We start from the raw sequence: 23,455 nt of genomic DNA, 5'->3' as shown, positions 1-23,455 counted from the left end.
GCTGGAGCCGTTAGAGCTTGCCTCTGTGCGGATCCTAGAGGGTTACTGGCCGGATGTCGGTCCCTTGCGCCGATTGTCGCAAGCGGGCCGCTCCGTCCAACGTCGGCGGAGGGACAGAGCGATGTTCCTTCACCAGGCAGCAGGAGCAAGGAGTCTCCCGCACAAAAGCTTCGAGCTGGCGGTCCTACGGTATCCGGTAGGTGACGACTTACTGCCCACGGCCCTCGGCAATCGACTCAAAGCTTTCGAGAACAGAGCTGGTCTTTCGTATGATTTCGATGCCATCAAGCTCTGGCCGCGCTTGTATTTTGTCCTTCCCGACTCGGCTTTGATTTACATCAATAGATCGCGGACCCAGCTCGACACAGCCTGTCGTCTGTGTCTGACCTTCTGGGTGAGCGCGCTCATCTCGGTCGGTCTGCTAGTTTCCTATCCGGTGTGGTGGCTCCTGCCCGGAGCGCTGTTGGTGGGGGCTGTGATCGCCTACCAATCGGCCCTCTCCGCGGCTGAGAACTACGGCATCACCGTGACCGCTGCCGTCGATGTCTACCGCGCGCGACTGCATCAAGAAATGCGCCTCGACATGCCGGCTGACATGGAGGGCGAAAGAGCGATCAACCGGCAACTGGGCGCCCTGTGGGCTGGCGACCGCACCGTGAACTTTCTTTATGCTCGCGCGGACAGTGACATGGCGATTTTCCTGCAGGATCTCCGTCGGCGGCGACCTAGACGGCGACTCTGACGCGCAGGGAACTGAAGGCTGACAACGCCACTATCGTGACGTCCGCCGCGTCCTGTCTCGTCGGGGCCGTGTCGATCCGTGACCGTGCACCCCACCCCCGCACGTCGACGTGCACCTTGAGGCCGCGCGGCACGACGATGTCCAGTCCGCAGAGTGCGGACCTGAGCTCCAAGCGCGGAGCAGGCTCCTCCGGCAGGCGTTCTGGAGGCTGCAGGATGGTCAGCACGCAACCGCCGGCCAGCGTGCGAACGTCCAGCAAGGGATGCTTGTCCGGGTCCCATTCCACAGGTCGGGCGACCAGGACGTATTCGCGTCGCACGAGGCCGCCACCGGCATCCCCGGGCCGGGTGGCGGCACCAGGGAGCAGGAGAACGACGCCGGCGGCGAGGAGCAGCAAGGGCAACAGCAACGGCCGCGCCCAAAACGGCACCGGTTGTAGGGTCAGAAGCAGTGCCGCGCCTCCGGTGAGCAGCAGAAGGAGCGGTCCAATCATGGCGTCCGGCGTGGGCAGCAGCCGCACAAAACCGGCGATCCCCAGAGTCATGAGAACGACCGGCCACCACCGAGCGGCCAGCGCGGTCAGATCGACTGCGGGCACCGTCCGATCGAGCAGAAGCAGCGTCCCAGCTATCACCAGTCCGGCGGAGAAGAACCGGCCGCCGCGGCTCACCTGGGCCTCCTGCGGAGAAGACGACGACTCTGCACCTTCGAATCCAACCATGGGTGTCGAGATTCCGGGTGCTCCGGTTCGGATCGAGACGTCAGTCCAAGGGCTTCTGTCCGCTCGTGAGATAGACCAGGTAACCGTTGAGGACCAGGCGGGGATCCCGCAGCGCGGCGGCGATCTGGTCGAGCTCGGCGGCGGTCATGCCGAGGGCCTCGAGCGGCGCGCGCAGCTGGCCCAGACCCGCCAGCAGGAGCCGGCAGCCGGGCCCGCCGCCGCGCCAGGTCGCGCCGTGCGCCGTCACCTCGATGTCGGCGAGGCCCAGGTCGCGATAGGCGGCGGCCGCCCGGCGGGACCAGGTGCGGTCGGCGCCGTGGCGTTCCAGGATGCCCATCTGGAGCCGGTTGTAGCGGTCGACCAGCTCGGCCGTCCCGGGGTCGGGCGCCCAGGCGACGATCTCGTCGTCGGGGGTCGGGAGAAAGTCCTCGGTCATCAGGACGCCGCCCGGCTCCACCGCGTCCGCCATGTGGCGCAGGGCCGCCTCGCGCGCGGGCAGATGGCCCAGCAGCAGCCGGGCGTGCACGAGGTCGAAGCGGCCGAGCGGCTCGCCGGACGTGATGTCGTGCCGCAGCGGGGTCAAAAGGTGGCTGCGGGGGATGTGCTCGGGCTTGAGGTCGGTCGCGAGCACGCTGCCGTGCGGGCCCACCCGGTCGGCGAGCCACTGCGCGACGCTGCCCCCGCCGGCGCCGACCTCCAGGCACCGGCGCCCGGTCAGGTCGATCAGCTCGTCGAGACGCCACTGCGTCTGCCGGTCCAGCAGGTCGGCGAGCGCCCGGTGGTGGGCCTCGGCCTGCTCACTGTCATTGTCGTACGCGTACCCGTGGGTCGTTTCCATCGACATGTCTCACTCTCACTCCGGGGCGGCGATCGGTCAACGGCTCCGGTGGTCCTGCTCGCCCTGCCGGGCGTCGTGCTGTCCTCCGCGCTCGTCGCCGGAAAGGCCGGCTCGGGTCCGCCGTGGCATGCTGCACGGGTGGATCTCACCCTGGCCGACCGGACGGCGGCGGCGTTCTTCGACGCGATCGGCGTGCTGGCGGCCGCGTCCCCGACCGGCTTCGCGGAGTCCGGCGCCCACGGCACCGAGCTGCTCGTCTCGGGCGCGCCGATGGCCGGCCTCAACGGCGTCTTCACCCGCGCCCGATCGGCCGACCCGGCGGAGCTGGCCCGCCTCGCCGCCCGCCTGCCCGCCACCGGCCTGCCCTGGTCCATCCAGGTGCGCGGCGAAGCCGAGCCCGCGGTGGTGGCTCTCGGCGAGAAGTACGAACTCCACCCCAGCAGGGAAGTCCCGCTGATGATCGCCACGGAGGTCGAGGCCCGGCCCAAGGCGACCGGCGTGACGGTGCGCCGGGTCACCTCCGCCGAGCAGCGGCTCTACGCCGGGACGCTCGCGGCCGGCTTCGGCGCCCCCCGCGAGCCGTTCGACACGCTGATGAGCGGCCCGGTACTCGACGCCCCGGGCGCCACGGCCTACCTGGCCGAAGCCGCCGGCGAGCCGGTCGCCACCGCGTACAGCCTGCGCACGGGCCCCTTCGCCGGCATCTTCAACATCGCCGTCCCGCCCGCGCACCGGGGCCAAGGTTACGGGCGGCTGATCACCGAGGTCGCCGTGCGGGAGGCCTTCGCCGCCGGGGTGACCGTCGCGTACCTGCAGCCGTCGAAGATGGGGCTGGCGCTGTACCGCTCGATGGGCTTCACGACGATCGAGCACTGGACCTACCTGCAAGCCTGAGCTTTCGCCGACCTGCTCGGCGCCCCGGTGTCCGTCAGCAGGGCGCGGACCTCGTGGTGGTGGCCGGCCTCGGCCCAGTCGATCGCTGTGCGGCCCTGGCCGTGGTCCTCGCGCTGGTGCGGGTCGGCGCCGGCCGCCAGCAGCTCGCGGACCGCGGCCTCGTGGCCCCAGCAGGCGGCGCCGCACAGGGGCAGTCCCTCGTCGCCGGCGCCGCTTTCGCGACGGGGGTCGGCGCCGGCCGCGGTGAGGACGCGGATGTTGTCGGCCATGTTCTGCACGCTCGCGCGATAGAGCGGGGTGCTGCCGTGGTGATCGGGCCGGTCGGGGTCGGCCCCCGCCCGGAGCAGCCGGGCCACCCATCGGGCCGAGCCCCACCCGGCCGCCTCCACGAGACTGCTCTGCAGCTTCTTGCGCCGCCGCCGATTCATGCGACCCATTGTCGGACAGCGCAGCCGTGACGCCGGCGGCGGGCGGTCAGGCTTGCGGGAGGCGGGGGACGCTGGCGAGGAGCTTCTGGGTGTACGGGTGGGAGGGTGCCCCCAGGACGGAGGACGTCGCGCCTTGTTCGACGATGCGGCCGCGTTCGAGGACAGCGGTGTGGTGGCAGAGTTCGGCGACGACGCCCAGGTCGTGGGAGACCAGGAGGATGGTGAGGTCGCGGTCGGCGCAGAGGGTGGTGAGGAGGTCGACGATGCGGATGCGGGTGGTGAGGTCGAGGGCGCTGACGGGTTCGTCGGCGAGGAGGACCTTGGGGTGGCAGACGATGGCGCGGGCGATGGCGATGCGCTGGCGCTGGCCGCCCGAGAACTCGTGCGGGTAACGGGTGGCGGTGTCGGCGGGGAGGCCGACGGCGGTCAGGGCTTCCGTGACGCGGGCCGGGTCGGTGCCGAGGCCGAGGCCGCGCAACGGTTCGGCGACGATGCGGCCGATGCGCTGCCTCGGGTCGAGCGACGAGTACGGGTCCTGGAAGACCGCCTGCACCGAGCGGCGGTAGTCGCGCATCCGGCCCCGGGTGAGGGGAGCGCCCGTGAACAGAATCGCTCCGGACGTGGGGGTGGCCAGGCCGAGCAGCAGGCGCAGCAGCGTCGACTTGCCCGCGCCGGACTCGCCGACCAGGGCCACGTTGCGGCCGGCGTGCACCTCGAGCGACACGTCGTCGAGCACGGGTGTCCCGCCGCGGTAGGAGAAGCCGGCGTGAGACGCGGCGAGGAGGGCGTCAGTCACGGCCGGTCCTTTCGAGCGCGGCGTCGAAGCGGCGCGCGCTGTCGACGAGCGTACGGGTGTAGTCGTGCGCCGGCGCCGCGATCAGCGACCCGATCGGCCCGGACTCGACGATCCGCCCCGACCGCATGACGTGCGTGTCCCGGATCACGCGGGCGGCGACGGGCAGGTCGTGCGTGATGAACAGCAGCGCCGTGCCGCGTTCGGTGACGAGCCGGTCGAGCAGGTCGAGGATCTCCGCCTGCACGGTGACGTCGAGCGCCGTCGTCGGCTCGTCCGCCACGAGCAGCCGGGGCCGGCAGGCCAGGGCCATGGCGATCGCCACGCGCTGCCGCTGCCCGCCCGAGAGCTCGTGTGGATAGGCGCGGGCGATGCGGCTCGTGTCGGTGAGCCGGACGTCGTCGAGGGCGGCGTGCACGGCGTCGCGCAGCGCGGGCCCGCGCAGGCGCTGGAAGCGTTGCAGCGGCTCGGCGATCTGGCGGCCCACCCGCATCAGCGGGTCGAGCGCGGTGAGCGGCTCCTGGAAGACGACCGCGGCGACCCGGCCGCGGACTCTCGTGCGGCGGCGTTCGGGGGCGTGCAGCATGTCGACGCCGTCGAGCAGGACGCTGCCGGAGGCGGGCAGGCCCGGCGGCAGCAGGCCCAGGATCGCCAGCGACGTGAGCGACTTGCCCGAGCCCGATTCGCCGATCAGTCCGACCCGGTCGCCGGCCGTGACGGTGAACGACACGTCCGCCACGAGCGAGTCGCCGACGGTCAGGCCGTCCACGGTGAGCAGGGTCATCGACGCCTCCGGGGGTCGGTGAGGTCGCGGAGGCCGTCGGCGGTGAGGTTCATGCCGATCACGAGGACGACGAGCGCGATGCCCGGCGCCAGGGCCGCGGCCGGGGCGGTGAGCACGGTCGCCTGCGCCTCGAAGAGCATGCGGCCCCACGAGGCGTTCGGCGGCGGGGTGCCCAGGCCCAGATAGGACAGACTCGCCTCGGCCAGCACCGCCAGCCCCGCCTGCAGGGCCAGGTTGACCAGCAGCACCGGCGCGATGTTGGGCAGCACGTGGGCGGCGACGATGCGGGGCCAGGACACGCCGGCGACCCGGGCGGCCGTGATGTAGTCGCGGGCGAGGACCTGCTTGACCAGGACCCGCGTCAGCCGCGCCACGATCGCCGCCATCGCGAGCCCGATGGCCAGGATCGCCGTACCCAGGGAAGCTCCGGCACCCGCCACGATCAGCATCGCGAGCAGCAGCGTCGGGAAGGCGATGAGGATGTCGAGCACGACCGCGGCCGCGTCGTCGAGCCATCGCGTGGCGAAGCCGGCCAGCAGCCCGGCGCTGACCCCGAGCACGCCGCCGACCGCGACCGCGCCGAGGGCCGTGCCGAGCGCGATCCGGCCGCCGATCAGCAGCTGGGTGAAGAGGTCGCGGCCGAGCTTGTCGGTGCCGAGCAGGTGGTCGCCCCCGGGCGGCGTCAACCGGCCGCCGGAGGTGTCGTCGGGAGCGAAGGGCAGCCACACGTACGACACCAGCACCGCCCCGGCGACGACGAGCACCAGGATCAGGCCGAGCACGAGGTGCCACGACAGGCGGCGGCGCGCCTTCCGCGGGGCGGTGCCGGCCGGCGCCGGCGGTGACAGTGTTTCCGGATCGAGGCTCACGGGCGCACCCGCAGCCGGGGGTCGGCGAGGCGCTGGGCCAGGTCGCCGAGGAAGCCGACGACCAGCACCGTGGCCGTGCTCACGAGCATCACGCCCTGCACCACCGGATAGTCGTGCTGGCTGATCCCGCGCGTGAGCAGCCCGCCCAGGCCCGGCAGCGCGAACACACTCTCCACGACCACCGCCCCGAGGAACGTGGTCGCGAGCTCCATGGCCAGGACCGCCAGCACCGGTACGGCCGCATTGCGCAGCCCGTGCCGCCACAGCGCCTGGGCCGGGGACGCGCCGAGCGCCCGCGCGGTGCGCAGGAAGTCGGAGCCCAGCACGTCCAGGGTGGCGCTCCGGACGTACCGGATCAGTGAGGCCGACATGACCAGCGCGACCGTCACGACCGGCAGGACCAGCGACTGGGCCGCCGCGCCGAAGTCGCCCCAGCCGTCCGGCGGGAAGCCGCCGGCGGGCAGCACGCGCAACCGCAGCGCGAAGACGGTGATGAGCAGCAACCCCACCCAGAACGCCGGTACGGCGATGCCGAGCTGGGCGATCGCGTTGAGCACCGGGCCGTACCAGCGGTCGGCGCGCGTGGCGGCGAGCACGCCGACCGGCACCGCGACCAGCACGGCCACCACGAAGGCGGACAGGGTCAGCGGCACGGTGACGGGCAGCCGCGCGACGATCTCGGGGCCGACCGGCAGCGAGCTGACCAGCGACTTCCCGAGGTCGAGGGTGGCCACGTCGGCCAGCCAGCGCAGGAACTGGGTGGCCAGCGGCGCGTCCGTGCCCAGCTCCCGCCGGGCGGCCTCGATCTGCTCGGGGGTGGCGCCCACCCCCAGCAGCGCGTTGGCCGGGTCGCCCGGCAGGAGCCGGAGCAGCACGAACAGCACCACGGCCGCGAGGACCAGCGATCCCAGCAGGATCGCGGTCCGCCGCAGCAGGTACGCGATCATCAGCTCTTGGTGATCCCGTACGCGTAGAACTGCGAGTTGAGCCCGTTGACCGGGTAGCCCGACAGCTTCGTCGAGGCGACCACGATCTGCGGGTAGAGGTAGAGCCAGTCGCTGGCCGCGTCCTCGGCGATCTTCCGGTTGGCCTGCTTCAGCAGCGCCGTCTGCTCGTCGGCCGTCTTCGCCTGCTCGGCCTGGTCGATCCAGCCGGTGACCTGCTTGTTGTCGTAGCCCCAGTAGAAGTCGGGGTCGCCGTACCAGACCACGTCCCGGTCGTTGACGTGCTCCTGCATCGTCGCCTGGAAGTCGTGCTTCTGGTAGACCTTCGTGTACCACTCGTCGGCGGTGATGGTGTTGATGTTCACCGTCACACCGACCTTGGCCAGCTCCGACTTGATGAAGGTCGCCGCGGTCGGGTGCGGGTCGTAGCTCGGCGTGTCGAGCGTGAAGGTCAGCGTCTTGCCGCCGAGCAGCTGCTTGGCCTTCTCCGGGTCGTACGCGTTGACCGAGGTCAGGTCCTCGTACCAGGGGTCGCTCGGCGGGACCATCGAGCCGATCGTCGTGCCGTACTCGCCCCAGATCGAGGTGAGCAGCTTCTTGTCGTCGATCGCGGCGCTGATCGCCTGCCGCACCGTGACGTCATTGAACGGCGCGACCTTGTCGTTGAACGCCAGCAGCAGCTTGGTGGTCGACTGCCCGTTGTTCACCTTGTACGCGTTGTTGCCCTCGAACTGCGACAGCGCGTCCGGGCTCTGCTCGCTCGTCACCACGTCCACCGCGTTGGTGAGCAGCGCGTTGTTGAGCGCCGTCGCGTCGGTGAAGTAGTGGAAGACGACGCCCGCGTTCTTCGCCTTGGTGCCCCAGTAGGCGTCGTTGCGGGTCAGCGTCAGCGTCGAGCCGCGCTTCCAGTCACCCAGCTTGTACGGGCCCGTGCCGTCGGCCTTCGTCGTGCGGTCGGTGGCGTCGCCGTTGAAGACCCAGATGTAGCTCAGGTTGTAGACGAACGAGATCGACCGCGTGGCGAGCCGCACGACCACGGTCGCGTCGTCCGGCGTCTCGATGGACCTGATCTCGGGCAGGCTCGACTTGCGGGCCGACTTGGAGCTCTCCGCCGTCACGGCCTCGATGCTCGCCTTGACGTCCTTGCTCGTCAGCGTCTTGCCCGAGTGGAACTCGACGTCCGGCCGGAGAGTGAACGTGTAGGTGAGACCGTCGTCGCTGACCTTCTGGTCTTGGGCGAGCAGCGGCTCGACCTTGCCGTCGTCGGTCAGCTTGAACAGGCCCTCGTACACATTGCCGTTGAGCGCCTCGGTGACGCCCTGGCCGCCTCCGGCGGTGTTGTCGAGGTTCTGCGGCTCGTACATCGAGCCGATCTGGATGGTCGCGGCGTCGCCGGCCTTCGCCGTGCCGTCGCTCCCGCCGCCCCCGCAGGCCGCGAGCGCCAGCGTCAGGCTCAGGGCGGCGGCCGCTACGAGTGTCTTTCTCATCGGGGGTCGTTCTCCTTGCTGAAAATGGGAAGCTTCTCGCCGGCCTCGACGGGCACGGCGATGCGGTTCTGCCGGGGCGGCATCGGGCAGTTGAAGTGGTCGGAGAATCCGCACGGCGGCACGAACGCCCGGTTGAAGTCGAGGGTCACGCGGTCGCTGCCGGGCTCTCGGGGGACGAAGAGGAACCGCCCGGTCGCGTACGTCTCCGTGCCGTTCGTGGGATCGCCGAAGACCAGCAGCAGCGTGCCGTCGTCGTCGAACGCGCTCAGCGTGTAGTCCGCGCCGGCGATCGTGACGTGGATGTCGCCGGGCACCACCAGGTCACGGGTGCGCCCCTCGTCGCGCAGGTGCTCGAACGGCAGCTGACGCGACTCGGACACCTCGGTGAAGCGCGCCGGGAGGACCCACGCCGGGTCGTAAGCGTACGTGTCGATGCCCGTGAAGGCCCGGATCGCCGGCGAGTCGGCGTCCCACAGCCGGACGCCCTCCTGCTCCAGACCGGTGATCAGGTCCTTGCGGCGCAGCCGGGTGGCCGTGACCGTCCCGGGCTGCCCCGCGAGCGCCGCTTCGGCGTCGCTCTCGCCCCAGCGCGTGTCGATCAGCGCGAGGTTCCCCTGCGGCGCGGTGACCTTGCGGCGGCGTGCCTCACGCCACCTGTCGTGCGCCTCGGCCTGGCTCATGGGGTCCTCGTCTTTCCTGGTCCTCGCGGCTGGTGCTTGAGGCGTCAACCCTATGAGACCGGTGGGTCTAGCGGCCATGTTCGCGTGATCACATTCTGCAGGGCCGGGTGACCGAAGTCGCACTTGACGTCCCGTCCGTCACCGTGCCGGGTGCCGTCCGTTGAACTGGGGCATGCCCGGTTTTGTCGCTTCCATCCTCGCCCGTCTGCTCCGGGCGGCCGGCCTCACCTACTGGCACCTCGTCCGCCGGCCTCAGTCCCGCGCGAAGTCGGGCACCTCCGCCGACAGCAGTTGCTCGGCGCCGCCCTCGAGCAGTGTGGCCGTCTCGACCGAACGGGGCAGCATCGTCTCCTCGTAGGCCCGGACGGCTGCCGCCACGCTGTCGTGACTCGCGAGCGCCACGGCCAGCTCGCTCGCGTCGAGCATGGCGAGGTTGACGCCGACCCCGAGCGGCGGCATGAGGTGGGCGGCGTCGCCGAGCAGCGTGACGGTCGGCACGTGCTCCCAGGTGTGGGGGACGGGCAGGGCGAAGATCGGCCGGTGCACGTACGGGCCGTCGTGGTCGCTGATCGCGCGCCGCCAGCCGGGCGACCAGGCGGCATATTCGTCGAGCAATGCGGCTTCGGTTGCCTCGCCGGCCCGCCGGATGAGGTAGACGCGGATGCGGCCGCGGCTGTTGCGCTGGGCGAACATGCCCCGCTCGCCGTCCGCCGCCGCGGCGCTGCCCGGGCCGACCAGCTCCGCCAGCTCCGGATGCCGGGTGTCGACCTCCTCGAACCACGCCTCCAGGAAGCTGACGCCGGTGTGCTGCGGCACGGCCGGCGACACCGCCGGGCGCACCTTGGAGAACGCGCCGTCCGCCCCGACGACGAGGTCGGTCTCCACGGTCGAGCCGTCGGCGAAGTGCAGCGTGCGGGGCCCGTCGGCCGGGCCGCCGACGGCGGTGAGGGCGCTTCCCCAGCGTACGGTGCCGGGCTCGAGCGACCGCAGCAGCAGGTCGCGCAGGTCGCCGCGGTCGATCTCGGGCTTGACCAGCTCGCCCGGCTCGGGCTCCAGGCGGAACAGCAGCTCGCCGGACGGGCTCAGCTGCCGCATCTCCTGTCCCTCGGGGCGGCACAGCCGGAAGAACTCGTCGAGCAGGCCGGCCTCGCGCAGGGCGATCTGCCCGTTGTCGGCATGCAGGTCGAGCGTGCCGCCCTGGTCGCGGGCGCCGGGGCCGGCGTCCCGGTCGTGCACGGTGACCCGCAGGCCCCGCCGCTGAAGGATGCGAGCGCACGTCAGGCCGCCGGGCCCCGCGCCGATGATGTCGATGCGTGTCATGCCTCCAGTAAAGTGGAACGAATGCAAAAGTGCAACGGTTCAACTGATGGATCGGGTAAGGTCACGGCGTGACCACCCCTGCCCCCGGCCGGCGCGAACGCAAGAAGGCAGCGACCCGGCAGGCCATCGCCGATGCCGCGCTGGAGCTCTTCCTGGCCCACGGCTACGAGAAGGTCGGCATCCGCGATGTCGCCGAGGCGGCCGACGTGTCGACCACCACGCTGTTCAAGCACTTCAGCGGCAAGGAGGCCCTGGTCTTCGACCGCGAGGAGGACCGGGAGGCGCAGCTGGTCGCCGCCGTCCGCGACCGCCGGCCCGGTCAGGGGATCCTCGACGCCCTGCGCGAGCACGTCCGCGCGGGCTGGACGGCCACCTCGGGCCACCCCCGGGCCGCCGAGTTCTTCGCGCTGATCGACGCCACCCCCGCCCTCCGCGACCACGGCGAGCGCATGTGGACCCGCCACACCGCCGCCCTGGGCGCGGCGATCGCGGCCGAGGCGGGAGCACCCCCCGGCGACCTCAGCTGCCTCGCCCTGGCCCGCTTCGTCCTCGACATCCCGGCCCTCACCCGGGGCCGCCCCGACCTGGGCGCCGCCATCGACGAGATCTTCACCGTCCTCGAGCACGGCTGGCACCCGCCGGAAAGGACCCGCTCATGACCAGCCCGCGCCGGCCCGACGTCACGACGGCCGAGATCATCGGAGGCCCCGAGGCCCTCGAGCTGTCCCTGCACAGCTACGACCCCCGGTGGGCGGCGAACTTCCAGGAGCACCGGCGCCGGATCCTCGACGCGCTCGCCGGCGCCGACGTCGACGTCGACGTCGACGTCGAGCACATCGGATCCACGGCGGTCCCCGGCCTGGCGGCCAAGCCGATCGTCGACATCGTCGTCGCGGTGCCCGACATCACGGCGGAGGAGGACTACCTGCCCGGGCTGCTGGTGGCCGGCTACGAGCTGCGGGTCCGCGAGCCGGGCCATCGCCTCGTCCGCACGCCGGCCCGCGACGTCCACGTGCACATCTACGAGCGGGGAGTCGCCGCGGTGCACGACTACCTCCTCCTGCGCGACCACCTCCGCGCCGACGCCGGCGACCGCGAGCTCTACGAGAGCGTGAAACGAGCCCTGATGAGCCGGCGCTGGGACGACATGAACGACTACGCCTACGCCAAGACCGACGTCATCCAGGCCATCAAGACCCGCGCCCGGGCCGGGCGAGCCCGCCCGCCCGGGTACACGGACGCGCTCGTCAACCTCTACACCCGGGACATCGACGCCGGGCTGCGGTTCTATCGTGATCTGCTCGGGTTCACCGAGACGTTCCGGACGCCGGCCGACGGGCGGCCGGAGCATGTCGAGTTCCGGCTCGGCGGGTTCACGCTCGCCCTCGGCACGGTCGAGGCCGCCCGGCGGGTGCACGAGGTCGACGCCACGCCCGGCGCCCCCGGCATGGTGATCGTCGTGTGGACCGGCGACGTGGACGCGGCGGTCGCGGCCTTGCGGGCGGCCGGGGTGCCGGTGCTCAAGGAGCCGCACGACGCCGGGAACGGCAACAGGAACGCTCTGGTGCGTGACCCCGACGGCAACCTGGTCGAGATCGTCGCCAAGATCAGCGGGTGAGCGGAGGTCAGCGCGCGCGGCGGTAGTGCATGGCGACCGCGCCGTTGCGGAGCGGGTCCGCCGAGATCAGCTCGAGCCGGCGCGTGGCGGGCAGCCCGCTTTGGAAGAGCGTCGGGCCGTGGCCGGCGATCCGGGGCTGGACGAGCAGCCTGTACTCGTCGATCAGGTCCAGTCGGTCGAGCTCGGTCGCCAGCGCGCCGCTGCCGAGGAGCACCCCGGCCGGGGTCTCGTCCTTGAGCTTCTGCACGCCCGCGCGCAGATCACCGGCGATGTGGTGGCTGTTGGCCCACGGAAAGTCCGAGCGCGACGACGACACCACCCACTTGGGCTTGGCGTCCAGCTTGACCGCCCACTCGCGCCAGGCCGGCGGCGCCTCCACGTCACCGCGGGCGACGGCCGGCCAGTGGCTCTCCATCATCTCGTACGTGACGCGGCCCCACAGCATCGCGCCGCTCTCGTCCATGAGCCGGGTGAAGAGGGCGTGCGTCTCGTCGTCGGCGATCCCCTCCTGGTGGTCGACGCAACCGTCGAGGGTGACGTTGAGGCTGAAGGTGAGCAGTCCCATGGTCAGCGAGTGTAGGCGCCCCGGCCCTCACTCCGGGCCGGAGACACGGTACTGCGACGGGCGGACGCCGACCTCCCGCAGGAACGCCGTGGACAGGTGCGACGGGCTGGAGAACCCGCACCGGGCGGCGACCGCGGTGACCGAGCCGCCGGCGTCGAGCAGGCGGGCTGCCTCCCGTACGCGTAATCGGGTGAGGTGCCGCCCCGGCGTCTCGCCCGTGGCCCGCTTGAAGACGCGCAGGAAGTGATAGGGGCTCAGCCGGGCCGCCGTCGCGAGATCGGCCAGCGTCAGCGGGTCGCCGAGGCGCTCGCGCATGAGGGCGAGCGCCCGCCGCACCCGCGCGTCCTCCCGGCCCGCCGGCTCGTCCGTCCGTCGCCGGCCGTCCCCGGTGACGAGCCGCACCGCCAGGAGTTCGGCGGCGGTGTCACCGTACATCGGGTCCGCGCGTCTTTCGGCCGCGTCGGCCAGCGAGGTCAGCCGGCGAGCGAGGACGGCCTCCAAGGAGTCGGGGCCGGACTGCCGGGCCGGCCGCGTCTGCGCGCGGGCCCGGTCGACGACGTCGGCGGGCAGGTGCACGTGGACGCTGCTGAGAGCGGCGGACGCGGTGTAGCGCAGCTCGGTGGGCACGCCCGGGGTGGCCCGGCCCAGCAGGCCCGGCGCGATCGCGTGCCGCTGCCAGCCGTCGGCCGACCGTACGCGCATCTCGCCGGCGCCTTGTGTGATCACCCAGAGGTGGGTGTCGGTCGACGCCGGGAGGTCGATCACGTCGGCGGCGGGCCGGTGGTCGAACCGCTGCACCAGCAGCGACCGCCAGCCCGCGTCCGCCCAGCTCGACAGCCGCCGGGTGACGTGCCGATCCGTGTCGAAATTCGCGTAGCCGCCCTGGTCGAAGCGCTCGCTGCGGTCCACGGGCAGAGCCTATGCGGCCCGGGCGAGGCCCTCGGCCATCCGGCGCATGGTCCGGCTCATCACCGGCCGCATGACCAGGTACGCCCCGAGGCCCACGGTGTAGCTTCCCTGCCAGCGGATCGTGGTGCCACCCGCGGCGGCGGGGCTGAGCCGGATCTCGGCCCGATAGTCGCGCAGGTACGGGTTCTCGGCGTCGACATAGGCGAACAGCGACGGCGGCCGCAGCTCCACGATCCGCTCACTGGTCACGACGCGGCCGGTGCGGAAGGTCCGGACGGCGCCGACCCCGCTCGACGTCTCGGCGACGAGCTCGTCCACGGTGCCCCAGGCCGGCCAGCTGGGCGCGTCGGTCAGCAGCGCCCAGACGCGCTCCGGGGTGGCCGGCGACTCGACCTCGACGTCGTACGAAGCTCTCATGATCACGACGCTAGCCGCGCCGGCCCGGCGGCCGCATTCACCAGATTGCGGAAAAGCGGCCCGGGCGAGAACGCCCGGGCCGCTGTCGTCGGGGAACGATCAGAGACCGTTCTCCGACAGGAACGCCTTGGCCACCGTGGCGGTGTCCTTCTTGTCCACCTGCACCTGCGCGAGGTAGGTGGTGAGGTTCTCCGTGGTCAGCTTGGCCGACACGGCGTTGAGCGCCCCGGCGACCGCGTCGGTCTTGGCCGAGGTGCGGATCAGCGGGAGGATGTTCTCCGCGAGGTAGAGGTTGCGCGGGTCGTCGAGGACGACGAAGTTGTTGGTCTTGATGGACGAGTCGGTGGAGAAGATGTTGCCGACCTGGATGTCACCCTTCTTGAGGGCGTTGACGGTCAGCGGGCCGCCCGCGTCGAGCGGCTTGAACTCCTTGAACTTGACGCCGTAGAGCTCCTCCAGGCCCTTGAGGCCCTGGTAGCGCTCCTGCCACTCGGGGCCGGCGCCGATGACCAGCTGGCCGGCGACCGGCTTGAGGTCGTCGATGGTCTTGAGGCTGTACTTCGTGGCCGTCTCCTGGCTCACGGTCAGGGTGTCCTTGTCCTCGGCGGCGCTCTGGTCGAGCACCTCGGTGCCGGCGGGCAGCACCTTCTTGAGGGCGGCGAGCACGTCCTCGGGCTTGCTGACGCCCTCGGGCGCGCCGCCGGTCTGCAGGGCGGAGAGCAGCGCGCCGTTGTACTCGGGGAGCAGGTCGATCGAGCCGTCCTGCAGCGCCTTGAGGTAGAGCTCGCGGGCGCCGATGTTGAACTGGCGCTTCACGGTGACACCCTTGGCCTCGAGGGCCTGGGAGTAGATCTCGGCGAGCAGCTCGCTCTCGGCGAAGTTGGCCGAGCCGACGGTGACGGTGCCGGGCGCCGAGGAGGCGCCGCTGTCGTCGGAGGCGAGGGGGTCGTCACCCGACCCACAGGCGGACAGCAACAGGGCGGTGGCAAGTCCGGCAGCGGTTGCCGCCAGGCGAATGCGGGACATGAAATGCCTTCCGGTAGGAGCTAGAAGCGCTTGGACACGCCAGGAGAGACGATCCAGCGTTGGACCTGGGCGAGCAGAAGATCGAGCAGGACGGCGAGGAGGGCGACGACGATGGCCCCCGCCAGCACCCGGGAGTAGTCGTTGACGGCGAGGCCGTCGATCATGAGCCGGCCGAGCCCGCTGAGCCCGACCGCCGCGGCGACGGTCGCCGTCGCGACCACCTGGAGGGCGGCGCTGCGGAAACCGCTGAAGAGCACCGGCAGTGCCATCGGCAGCTCGACCCGGGTGAGCACCTGCCACGGGCGCATGCCCATGCCCTTGGCCGCGTCGACGACCTGGGAGTCGAGGGTGCGCATCCCGGCGTAGGCGGACGTGAGGATGGGCGGGATCACCAGCACTGTCAGGGCGATGAGGACGGGCAGCAGCCCCAGCCCCAGCAGCGTCACCATCAGCATGAGCAGGCCGAGCGTGGGCAACGAGCGGCCCGCGTTGCCGGCGTTGATGGCGATGAAGGAGCCCCGGCCCGTGTGGCCGATGTAGAGACCCACGGGCAGCGCGATGACCGTACCGATGAGCAGGGCGAGCGCCACGTAGCCGAGGTGGGCCAGCAGCAGGTCCGGGAAGCTGCCCGTGGCCGACGGGTCCCAGTGGGCGGCGTCGAACAGGTAGGAGAGGTTCATGCGCGGGTCCAGGGGGTGAGGGCGCGCTGGATGAGGACGATGATGCCGTCGGCCGCCGCCGCGAGCAGCACGGACAGGATGATGCCGACGAAGATGGGCTCCAGGTAGAACAGCTGGAAGCCGCGCGTGAACAGCTGCCCGAGGCCGCCGACGCCGATCAGGGCGCCGACGCTGACCAGGCTGATGTTGGCGACGGTCGCGGAGCGCAGGCCGGCCAGGATCACCGGCAGCGCGACCGGCAGCTCGACGTCGGTCAGCCGCTTGAACCGCCGGTAGCCCATGGCCGACGCGGCCTGCACGATCAGCGGGTCGACGGCCCGCAGACCGTCCGCAACCGTACGGGCGAGCAGCGCGACGGTGTAGATGGTGAGCGCGACCACGATGTTCAGCGGGGACAGGATCTTCGTGCCGAGCAGCACCGGCAGGAACACGAAGAGCGCGAGCGACGGGATCGAGTAGAGCACCCCGGCCACGTTGACGAGCGGGTGGTAGAGCCACGGGAAGCGCACGCCCAGCCAGCCGATCGGCAGGGCGATGACAAAGCCGAGGAGTACGGGCACCAGCGCGAGCCAGATGTGCTGGCGCAGCGCGGCGAGCACCGTGTCGCCGTTGTTGGACAGATAAGTGATCACGCGGACCGCCCGCGCCGCGCGGCCAGGTGGTCGGCGAGGTCGTGGTGGCGCACGAGCCCGTCGGCGGCGCCGCTCTCGTCCACCCGCACCGCGATGCCGACCGGCGAGATGATGGCGAGGTCGGTCACCTGGCGCAGCGAGTCGGCCGTGGTGAACGTGCCGCCGAGCGCTTTGATCCCGCCGTCGACGCGCCAGCCCTCCGGCCGGCCTTTGTCGTCGAGGACCAGATCCGGCGTCAGCTCGCGGACGGGGAGGTCGGCGGCGGAGTCGAAGGAGAGCCCGCGGAAGCCCCGGTCCCGCCCGACGAACTCCGCGACGAAGTCGTCCGCGGGGTGGTCGAGCAGCTCCTGGGGCGTACCCATCTGGGCCAGGACCCCGCCCTGGCGGAAGATGGCGACGACATCGCCCAGCTTGATGGCCTCGTCGATGTCGTGGGTGACCATCGCGATGGTCTTGCCCAGGTCCTCCTGCAGGCGCAGGAACTCCTTGTGCAGCCCCTCGCGCACGACCGGGTCGACGGCGCTGAACGGCTCGTCCATGAGCATCACCGGCGGGTCGGCGGCGAGCGCCCGGGCCACGCCGACGCGCTGCTGCTGGCCGCCGGAGAGCTGCGCGGGGTAGCGCTTCGCGAACTCCTCGGACAACCCCACGCGCTCCAGCAGGCCCAGGGCCGCCGTCCGCGCCTCACGGCGCGTCTTCCCGGTCAGCATCGGTACGGTCGCCACGTTGTCGAGCACCGTGCGGTGCGGGAAGAGCCCCGCGTGCTGGATGACGTAGCCGATGCCCCGCCGCAGCAGGGCCTCGTCCTGTCCCGCGACGTCCTGGCCGTCGATGAGCACGCGGCCCGACGTGGGGTGCACCATCCGGTTGATCATGCGCAGCGACGTGGTCTTGCCGCAGCCGGACGGGCCGACGAACACGGTCGTCTTGCCCGTGGGCAGCTCCAGCGAGAGGTGGTCCACGGCAGTGCTCCCGCCGGGATACACCTTCACGACGTCGTCAAATGTGATCATGTCGCTCCCGGCGAGTGCTGGCGGTCGGTGAATACGGCTATTCATACTTCCGGCGTAGTGAATAACGTGTCAACGTTCCGCCGGAGCCTTTACGGTTCGTTAATATCGCAGCTGGAGGGCGGTATGGTCGTTCGCCTCGACGGGCGGACCCTCACGGTCGAGGGTCTGGTCGCGGTCGCCTCCGGGGGTCGGGAGGCCGAGATCGACACTGTCGCCCTCGGCCGCATCGAGCAGCGGCACGCCCTGTTGCATGCCGCCCGAACGAACGGTGCGGTCTACGGCGCCAACACCGGTGTCGGCGCCAATCGTCACGAGAGCGCCGGTGACGACGGCGACCACGGCCTCCGCCTGTTGCGCAGTCATTGCGCCGCCGTCGGCCCGGTGGAAGACGATCTTACAGCCCGGGCCGCCATGGCCACGCGCCTCAACCAGATCCTGGCCGGTGGTTCCGGCATCTCCCGCCGCGTCGCCGAGACCCTCGCCACAGCCCTGCGCGCCGGCGCGGTGCCCACGATGCATTCCTGGGGCGCCATCGGCACGGCCGACCTGGCGCCCCTGGCCGAGCTGGGCCTGACCCTGGCGGGGGAGCGGCCGTGGCGCACCGGCCCCGGCCCGGTCACCACCATCGACGCCACCGACGCCCTCCCGCTGATCAGCTCCAGCGCGCTCACCGTGGCCACGGCGGCCCTCGCCCTGCACGAGGTTCGCACGCTGCTGCGCGCCGCCGCGGTCGTCGCCGCGCTCGCCTTCCACGCCCTGCGGGGCAACGCCGAGGCGTACGACCCGGCCGTGCACCTGCTCCGCCCGCACCCCGCCCAGGCCGAGGTGGCCGCCCTGATGCGCCGCCTCACCCTCGGCGCCGCCGCCCCCGCCCGCATCCAGGACCCCTTCGGCCTGCGCGTCCTCCCGCAGGTCATGGCGCCCGCCGTCAACGCCGCCCGCAACCTCGACGACGTCCTGGTCGCCGAGCTCAACGCCGCCGCCGAGAACCCGCTGGTCACCGATGTCGGCGTCCGCCACCACGGCCAGTTCCACACGGCGACCCTCGCGGCCGGGCTCGACGCCGTCCGCGGAGCCTTCCTGCCCGTACTCTCCCTGTCCTCTGCCCGATTGGGCCTGCTCATGCGGCCCGACCTGACCGGCCTGCGCGCCTTCCTGGCCGCCGGGCCGGCCGCCAGCTCCGGCCTGATGATCGGCGAGTACGTCGTCCAGGACGTCCTCACCGAGATCCGCGTCGGCATGACCCCCACCGCCGCCGGCACGCTCACCATCTCGCTCGGCCTCGAGGAGCACGCCAGCTTCGCCACCCAGGGCGCCCGCTCGCTGCGCACGATGACCGGCCTCGCCCCGGTGCTGCTGGGCATCGAGCTGATCGCCGCGGTGCGGGCCCTGCGCATGGCCCCCGGCCGCCTGCCCGACACCGGCCCGGCCCGGGACGCGTACGAGCTGGCGGGCAAGCGCCTCGAGAGTGTCGACGACGACCGCCCCCTCGGCGCCGACCTGGAGAGCGCCGCCGCGATGCTGCCCGCCCTGGCCGAGGTCGCCGCGGGCGAGCTGTGACAACCGTCCCTCAGGCCAGGTCGTCGGCCGCCAGCAGCCCCGCCAGGCCCAGAAACGTGACCCCGGCGCCCAGGTCGACGCGACGCTGCGTGCGAGCCGGCACCCCGGTCGCCCCGATCCGCCGCCCCACGCCGATGTAGCCCAGCCCGACAACCAGCTCGACCACCAGATAGGCCGCCCCGAGCACCGCCAGATGCCACCCCGCCCCGGGCGCCGACGTGTCGGTGAACTGAGGCAGCAACGCCGCGAACAACAGAAGCGCCTTCGGATTGCTCATCGCCACCACGAACTCGTTCACCACGATCGCCCCGACCCCGCGCCGCGGCCCCGCCACGATCCGCGCGTCATCGTCGCCGGCCGGCCGCAGCCCGCTCCGCACACTCTGCACGCCCAGCCAGCCCAGGTAGACAACCCCGACCCACTTGACGATCTCGAGCGTCGTGGCCGAGGCGGCCAGTACGGCCCCGAGCCCGGCCACCACGAGCCCGATCAGCACGACAAATGCCGCCAACCGCCCGAAGATCCCAGCGAGCGCCCGCCCGGGCCCGTACCGGACGGCGTTGCGCAACCCGAGCAGCTGACTCGCCCCCGGAATGAGCGACACCAGCGTCACCGCCGCCAGAAACCCGGGCCAATCGATCATGCCCAAAGTCTCCCACGCGTCCGCGGCGCCCTCCACGAGCAGTCGCTCCACCCGGCCGCCCGAGACGCCGCACCGGAGCTTCGAAAGCCCCCGACACACCACTTGAGACAGTGGTGATCCGGTGGACTCCCCCGGGCGACGGGGGAGGGGTGCGATGGTCAACGCGTGGCTGGCGCGGGCGGGACGTGACGGAGAGAAGGAGCCGGCCGCGCCAGCGGAGGGGCTGATCATCGCCGGATGGCCCGAACGGGGCGACCTCACCGACAAGCCGTTCGCGCTGCGCTTCGGCAATGTCGTCAGCTCCCGGGTCAGGGGCTGAGAAAGATCACAAGACGGTGGCCGGGCGGGGGAAAGACCGGGAGCATGGTGGGCGGCCCCTGTTCTGCCGGCGAGAGGACCCACCCCATGATCTGGCTGCGCTTTCTGTCCGGACCTGATGTCGAGGGGCTGGGCATCGGCGCGGCCGACGCGGTGGCTGCCGTGGAGGCGGTGGTGGCGGCGCACGGGCGGGGGGAGACGGTTTTCGAACCTCGGGTGCATCTGGTGCCGGAGAACGGCGGGGCCGGGCATTTCAATGTTCTGCGCGGGCATGTGAACACGTTCGGTGAGCGTGGGCTGAGCGGGATCAAGGTGGTGGGGGACTTCGTCCCCAACTACACCAAGGGGTTGCCCAGTGAGCTGGCGCTCATGACGGTTTACGACCCGACGACCGGGGTGCCGCTTGCGATCATGGACGCGACGTGGATCACGGAGATGCGGACGGGGGCGATGACCGCCGTCGGGGCGAAGTATCTGGCTCGGGCCGATGCGAAGGTGCTCGGGCACGTGGGCGCCCGGGGCACGGCCTTCGCCAACGTCACGCTGCTCGACAGCCTGTTCGAGCTGGACGAGATTCGGGTCACCAGCCGGCGGCCCGAGTCACGTGAGGCCTTCGCCGAGCGGTTGCGGGCGGCGACGACGACGCCGGTGCGGGCGGTGGCGACGGCGGACGAGGCCTATGACGGCGCCGACATTCTGGTCGAGGCGTCGCGGCTGGAGAAGCCCGCACCGCTTCTGCGGACGAGTGCCGTCAAGCCCGGTGCGTTCGTGGTCCCGTACGGCACGATCAGCGCGGTTGAACTTGATCTGCTCGACGTCATGGACAAAGTCGTCGTCGACGATTGGCGGGAGTCGCGGTCGGGGCGGTTCGGGGCGTTGCGCGCGCACGTGGACAGCGGGCGGCTGAGCGAGGAGAGCCTGTACGCGGAGATCGGCGAGATCGTCAGCGGGCAGAAGCCGGGGCGTGAGCGGCCCGACGAGCGGATCCTCTTCTGGCACCGCGGGCTGTCGATCCTGGACGTGGCGCTCGCCCATCTCGTGCTGACCCGGGCCGAGGCCGCCGACGCCGGCACGATGCTGCGCTACCGATGATTGTCACCAGGGCCGAGCAGCTGGACCGCGCCCTCATCGCCGCGGTGGCGAGGGGCGAGAGCCGTCTCACGCTGGCCGACGGGTTGCTGGCCGAGGTGGGGGAGAACCGGCGCCGGGTGCTGCGCGACCTTGATGGGGACCAGCCCGTCTACGGGGTCAACACCGGCATGGGCGCGCTGGCCGGCGTCCGGCTCGACGCTGAGGCACAGCAGCGGCACCAGGACACCCTGATGACCGGCCGCGCGGTCGGCTCGGCGCCGTGGCTGCGCCGGGAGGAGGCCCGCGCGCTGCTCGCCGTACGGCTGCGGACCCTGCTGCACCCGGCCGCCGGCTCTTCGCCGGAGCTGTGCCGGCACCTGGCCGCGCTGCTCGACGCGGACGTGGTGCCGGCGGTCCCGGCGCGGGGCAGCGGTGCGGCCGGCGAGATCATCCCGCTCGCGCACGCCGGCGCGGCCCTCAACGGTACGGGTCAGGTGCTGGACGCCACGGGCACCGCGATCGACGCCGCGGAGGCGCTCGCCGCGGCCGGGCTGAGCCCGCGGTCGTTCGCGGCCAAGGAGGGTGTCGCCTTCCTCGAAGGGGTGCCGGGGCTCACCGGGCTGGCGATCCTCGCCGCGGACGCGTCCCGGGTGCTGCTAAAGCAGGCCTTGCTCGTGACGGCGGCGTCGCACGCGGTCGCGCGGGCCAGCCGGGATCCGCTGCACCCGGCGCTGGCCGACAGCCCCGAGCTGGCCACCGTGCTGGACGCCCTGCGCGGGCTGCTGCACGAGCAGTCCGAGGGGAAGTTGCAGGCGCCCGTCTCCTTCCGCGTGACGGCTCCGGCGCTCGCGGTGGCGCTGCGGGCGGTCGCGGCCCTCGAAGCGGCGGCCGATCGGGCGCTGGCCGCGGTCACCGACTCGCCGGCGCACCTGGACGGGCGGTTCGTGGGGACGGCCGGGTTCGCGGGCACGGATCTGGTCGCGTGTGCGGGGGCGCTGACCACGGCGTTGCTGCACCTGGCCGAGCTGGGGACGGCACGGCTGCACCGGCTGCTCGACCCCGAGGTGACCGGACTGCCCCGGCAGCTCTCCGACGCGCCCGGGCGGCATGCCGGGCTGGTGGCGGTGCACAAGCGGGCGGTCGGCGTCACGCACCGGCTGCGGCGGTTCGCGGTGCCGGCGCTGGGCGGGGCGATGGAGACGTCACTCGGGCAGGAGGACGTGCAGAGCTTCGGCTTCGAGGCGGCGGAGTGCCTGGGGGAGGCCGTCGCCGGGGTGCGGGACGGGCTGGCGTGCGAGCTGCTGGCCGTCCATCAGGCCGTGCGGCTGGGGGGACCACCCGCCGGACTGGACCGGGCCGCGCTGGCCGCGCTGGACGAGGTCGCCGCCGTGCTGCCGCCGGGCACCGGAGACCGGCCGTTCGGCCGCGACCTGGACGCGATCAGTGCACTGCTGAAGGCAGGCTGGCCTCATGGCGAAGCGAACGGCTAAGCGGACGGCGGGCTGGTCGAGCCGCGCACGACCAGATCGGGACGGAACGGCGGCGGGCTCGGGACCGGCCCGTCCAGCAGGCCGGTGAGCTGATTGACGGCCGCCTCGACGATGGCGTCCTCGTCCCAGGCCAGCGTGGTGAGGCCCGGGTCGACGAGGACGGCCAGCTGGTGGTCGTCGTAGCCGATGACCGACAGGTCGCCCGGGATGCGCACGCCCGCGTGGCGGGCGGCGCGGTAGACGGCGAAGGCCAGCGAGTCGCTGAGGCAGAAGACGGCCGACGGGCGCTCCGCGCCGGTGATCAGGCCGGCGGCCACGTCGATCGCGTCGGTGGTGGCGGCCGGGGCGGCGACGGCGACCAGCCCGACGCCGAGCTTCGCGGCGATCTCCTCCGCGAGCAGCTGGGCCGGGCGGCCGGGCGTGGACGGCAGCGCCGGGCAGAGCAGGCCGATGCGGCGGTGACCCAGGCGGGCCAGATGTTCGAGGGCGGTCGTCACCCCGTACGCGTTGTCGAAGAGCACGCTGCCGGACCCGGGCCGTGTGGTCAGCGCGTCCCCGATGGACACTACCGCGACCTCGGGCCCGAGCATCTGCCAGTACGCGGCGGAGGGGTCGACCGGCGACACGAGCGCCCCGTCGACGCGCTGCGCCGCGAACTGCTCGACGATGAGCCGCTCGCGCCCGGGGTCGGCGTCCGCGTCGGCGATCGTGGCGTTGCGGCCGTGCCGGCGCAGCTCGCGGGTGAGCATGACGGACAGCTCCTGCTGCCACAGGTCGCGCAGGGAGCCGCTGACCCCGACGGCGCCCGTGCGCCCGCTGGCCAGGGCCCGCGCGATGGGGTCGACCGTGTAGCCGAGCTCGTCGGCCAGCTCGCGCACCCGCCGGATCGTCGCCGGGGACCCGCGCTTGCCCCGCAACGCGTAGGACGTCGCCGCGAGGGAGAGCCCCGCCGCACTGGCCAGGTCCTGAAGCGTCCGGCGCCGCTGCTGACCTGCCACTCGCCGAGACTAACA

Annotated in this window: 27 protein-coding genes; 8 read left to right on the top strand and 19 right to left on the bottom strand. The window is 72.1% G+C overall.

The annotated features are described in order from the left end of the window. Positions 1-121: 121 nt before the first annotated feature. A complete protein-coding gene (locus RAN62_RS16245) occupies positions 122-742 on the top strand; it encodes a hypothetical protein (RefSeq protein WP_305785488.1) in 621 nt (206 codons plus the stop codon). Here RAN62_RS16245 and RAN62_RS16240 read toward each other — a convergent pair. After that, entirely contained in the window at positions 726-1,463 is a 738-nt protein-coding gene (locus RAN62_RS16240; RefSeq protein ID WP_305785487.1) for a LiaF transmembrane domain-containing protein, read from the bottom strand. The genes RAN62_RS16245 and RAN62_RS16240 overlap by 17 nt on opposite strands. Before the next feature lie 40 nt (positions 1,464-1,503). Then, positions 1,504-2,301, bottom strand: a complete 798-nt coding sequence (locus tag RAN62_RS16235; RefSeq protein ID WP_305785486.1) for a class I SAM-dependent methyltransferase — start codon at positions 2,299-2,301, stop codon at positions 1,504-1,506. Between the two features lie 138 nt (positions 2,302-2,439). Between RAN62_RS16235 and RAN62_RS16230 the strand changes: the two genes are divergently transcribed. Then, positions 2,440-3,195: a GNAT family N-acetyltransferase gene (locus RAN62_RS16230; protein ID WP_305785485.1), complete on the top strand. Its 756-nt coding sequence runs from the start codon at positions 2,440-2,442 to the stop codon at positions 3,193-3,195. On the opposite strand, the gene RAN62_RS16225 is transcribed toward RAN62_RS16230, so the two are convergent. The 8 genes from RAN62_RS16225 to RAN62_RS16190 all read right to left on the bottom strand — a co-directional run bounded on the left by RAN62_RS16225 (position 3,180) and on the right by RAN62_RS16190 (position 10,500). Next, a complete protein-coding gene (locus RAN62_RS16225; protein WP_305785484.1) occupies positions 3,180-3,623 on the bottom strand; it encodes an ankyrin repeat domain-containing protein in 444 nt (147 codons plus the stop codon). The two genes, RAN62_RS16230 and RAN62_RS16225, sit on opposite strands and share 16 nt — an antisense overlap. Positions 3,624-3,669: 46 nt before the next feature. After that, a complete protein-coding gene (locus RAN62_RS16220) occupies positions 3,670-4,419 on the bottom strand; it encodes an ABC transporter ATP-binding protein (RefSeq protein WP_305785483.1) in 750 nt (249 codons plus the stop codon). Next, positions 4,412-5,200 carry an ATP-binding cassette domain-containing protein gene (locus tag RAN62_RS16215; protein ID WP_305785482.1) on the bottom strand — a complete coding sequence of 263 codons (789 nt, stop codon included), beginning with the start codon at positions 5,198-5,200 and terminating at the stop codon, positions 4,412-4,414. Before RAN62_RS16215 ends, RAN62_RS16220 begins: the two co-directional genes overlap by 8 nt. After that, the gene (locus RAN62_RS16210) at positions 5,197-6,069 is read right to left on the bottom strand and encodes an ABC transporter permease (protein WP_305785481.1); all 873 of its coding nucleotides are present in this window, start codon (positions 6,067-6,069) and stop codon (positions 5,197-5,199) included. Before RAN62_RS16210 ends, RAN62_RS16215 begins: the two co-directional genes overlap by 4 nt. Next, on the bottom strand, positions 6,066-7,016 hold the full coding sequence (locus RAN62_RS16205; protein ID WP_305785480.1) for an ABC transporter permease: 951 nt from the start codon (positions 7,014-7,016) through the stop codon (positions 6,066-6,068). Before RAN62_RS16205 ends, RAN62_RS16210 begins: the two co-directional genes overlap by 4 nt. Beyond that, a complete protein-coding gene (locus tag RAN62_RS16200) occupies positions 7,016-8,500 on the bottom strand; it encodes an ABC transporter substrate-binding protein (protein ID WP_305785479.1) in 1,485 nt (494 codons plus the stop codon). Before RAN62_RS16200 ends, RAN62_RS16205 begins: the two co-directional genes overlap by 1 nt. Further along, positions 8,497-9,180, bottom strand: coding sequence for a DUF1684 domain-containing protein (locus RAN62_RS16195; RefSeq protein WP_305785478.1), 684 nt, complete (start codon positions 9,178-9,180; stop codon positions 8,497-8,499). Before RAN62_RS16195 ends, RAN62_RS16200 begins: the two co-directional genes overlap by 4 nt. 252 nt (positions 9,181-9,432) lie before the next feature. After that, positions 9,433-10,500 (bottom strand): FAD-dependent oxidoreductase, encoded by a 1,068-nt coding sequence (locus RAN62_RS16190; RefSeq protein WP_305785477.1) that lies wholly within the window; start codon positions 10,498-10,500, stop codon positions 9,433-9,435. A 68-nt stretch (positions 10,501-10,568) separates the two neighbouring features. Between RAN62_RS16190 and RAN62_RS16185 the strand changes: the two genes are divergently transcribed. Both RAN62_RS16185 and RAN62_RS16180 read left to right on the top strand, forming a co-directional pair. After that, positions 10,569-11,159, top strand: coding sequence for a TetR/AcrR family transcriptional regulator (locus RAN62_RS16185; protein WP_305785476.1), 591 nt, complete (start codon positions 10,569-10,571; stop codon positions 11,157-11,159). Further along, positions 11,156-12,118, top strand: a complete 963-nt coding sequence (locus RAN62_RS16180; protein ID WP_305785475.1) for a GrpB family protein — start codon at positions 11,156-11,158, stop codon at positions 12,116-12,118. Before RAN62_RS16185 ends, RAN62_RS16180 begins: the two co-directional genes overlap by 4 nt. 7 nt (positions 12,119-12,125) lie before the next feature. Here the strand turns inward: RAN62_RS16180 and RAN62_RS16175 are convergent, their stop codons facing one another. From RAN62_RS16175 to RAN62_RS16145, 7 genes are all read right to left on the bottom strand, one after another. After that, the gene (locus tag RAN62_RS16175) at positions 12,126-12,683 is read right to left on the bottom strand and encodes a dihydrofolate reductase family protein (RefSeq protein ID WP_305785474.1); all 558 of its coding nucleotides are present in this window, start codon (positions 12,681-12,683) and stop codon (positions 12,126-12,128) included. A 27-nt stretch (positions 12,684-12,710) separates the two neighbouring features. Next, entirely contained in the window at positions 12,711-13,592 is an 882-nt protein-coding gene (locus RAN62_RS16170) for a helix-turn-helix domain-containing protein (protein WP_305785473.1), read from the bottom strand. Between the two features lie 9 nt (positions 13,593-13,601). Then, positions 13,602-14,009, bottom strand: coding sequence for an SRPBCC family protein (locus tag RAN62_RS16165; RefSeq protein WP_305785472.1), 408 nt, complete (start codon positions 14,007-14,009; stop codon positions 13,602-13,604). Between the two features lie 99 nt (positions 14,010-14,108). Beyond that, positions 14,109-15,035, bottom strand: a complete 927-nt coding sequence (locus RAN62_RS16160) for an ABC transporter substrate-binding protein (RefSeq protein WP_305785471.1) — start codon at positions 15,033-15,035, stop codon at positions 14,109-14,111. A 20-nt stretch (positions 15,036-15,055) separates the two neighbouring features. Then, entirely contained in the window at positions 15,056-15,715 is a 660-nt protein-coding gene (locus RAN62_RS16155; protein WP_305785470.1) for an ABC transporter permease, read from the bottom strand. Continuing rightward, positions 15,712-16,347, bottom strand: a complete 636-nt coding sequence (locus RAN62_RS16150) for an ABC transporter permease (RefSeq protein ID WP_305785469.1) — start codon at positions 16,345-16,347, stop codon at positions 15,712-15,714. The genes RAN62_RS16155 and RAN62_RS16150 overlap by 4 nt, the downstream gene beginning before the upstream one ends. After that, on the bottom strand, positions 16,344-17,360 hold the full coding sequence (locus RAN62_RS16145) for an ABC transporter ATP-binding protein (protein WP_305785468.1): 1,017 nt from the start codon (positions 17,358-17,360) through the stop codon (positions 16,344-16,346). The genes RAN62_RS16150 and RAN62_RS16145 overlap by 4 nt, the downstream gene beginning before the upstream one ends. A gap of 123 nt (positions 17,361-17,483) precedes the next feature. Here RAN62_RS16145 and RAN62_RS16140 point away from each other — a divergent pair, with 123 nt between their 5' ends. After that, the gene (locus RAN62_RS16140; protein ID WP_305785467.1) at positions 17,484-18,920 is read left to right on the top strand and encodes an aromatic amino acid lyase; all 1,437 of its coding nucleotides are present in this window, start codon (positions 17,484-17,486) and stop codon (positions 18,918-18,920) included. Positions 18,921-18,930: 10 nt separating this feature from the next. Here RAN62_RS16140 and RAN62_RS16135 read toward each other — a convergent pair whose 3' ends face one another. Next, on the bottom strand, positions 18,931-19,563 hold the full coding sequence (locus RAN62_RS16135) for a LysE family translocator (protein ID WP_305785466.1): 633 nt from the start codon (positions 19,561-19,563) through the stop codon (positions 18,931-18,933). Positions 19,564-19,717: 154 nt separating this feature from the next. Here RAN62_RS16135 and RAN62_RS16130 point away from each other — a divergent pair, with 154 nt between their 5' ends. From RAN62_RS16130 to RAN62_RS16120, 3 genes are all read left to right on the top strand, one after another. Further along, the gene (locus RAN62_RS16130) at positions 19,718-19,882 is read left to right on the top strand and encodes a hypothetical protein (RefSeq protein ID WP_305785465.1); all 165 of its coding nucleotides are present in this window, start codon (positions 19,718-19,720) and stop codon (positions 19,880-19,882) included. 86 nt (positions 19,883-19,968) lie between these two features. Further along, on the top strand, positions 19,969-20,973 hold the full coding sequence (locus RAN62_RS16125) for an ornithine cyclodeaminase family protein (protein ID WP_305785464.1): 1,005 nt from the start codon (positions 19,969-19,971) through the stop codon (positions 20,971-20,973). Beyond that, positions 20,970-22,442: an aromatic amino acid lyase gene (locus RAN62_RS16120; protein ID WP_305785463.1), complete on the top strand. Its 1,473-nt coding sequence runs from the start codon at positions 20,970-20,972 to the stop codon at positions 22,440-22,442. Before RAN62_RS16125 ends, RAN62_RS16120 begins: the two co-directional genes overlap by 4 nt. On the opposite strand, the gene RAN62_RS16115 is transcribed toward RAN62_RS16120, so the two are convergent. Next, on the bottom strand, positions 22,439-23,440 hold the full coding sequence (locus RAN62_RS16115; RefSeq protein WP_305785462.1) for a LacI family DNA-binding transcriptional regulator: 1,002 nt from the start codon (positions 23,438-23,440) through the stop codon (positions 22,439-22,441). The two genes, RAN62_RS16120 and RAN62_RS16115, sit on opposite strands and share 4 nt — an antisense overlap. Positions 23,441-23,455 lie beyond the last annotated feature (15 nt).

It is taken from the genome of Symbioplanes lichenis (assembly GCF_030709675.1).
Taxonomy (GTDB): domain Bacteria; phylum Actinomycetota; class Actinomycetes; order Mycobacteriales; family Micromonosporaceae; genus Actinoplanes; species Actinoplanes lichenis.
The sequence above is the reverse complement of the archived record's forward strand: the minus strand, read 5'-3'. Positions and strand labels throughout refer to the sequence as shown.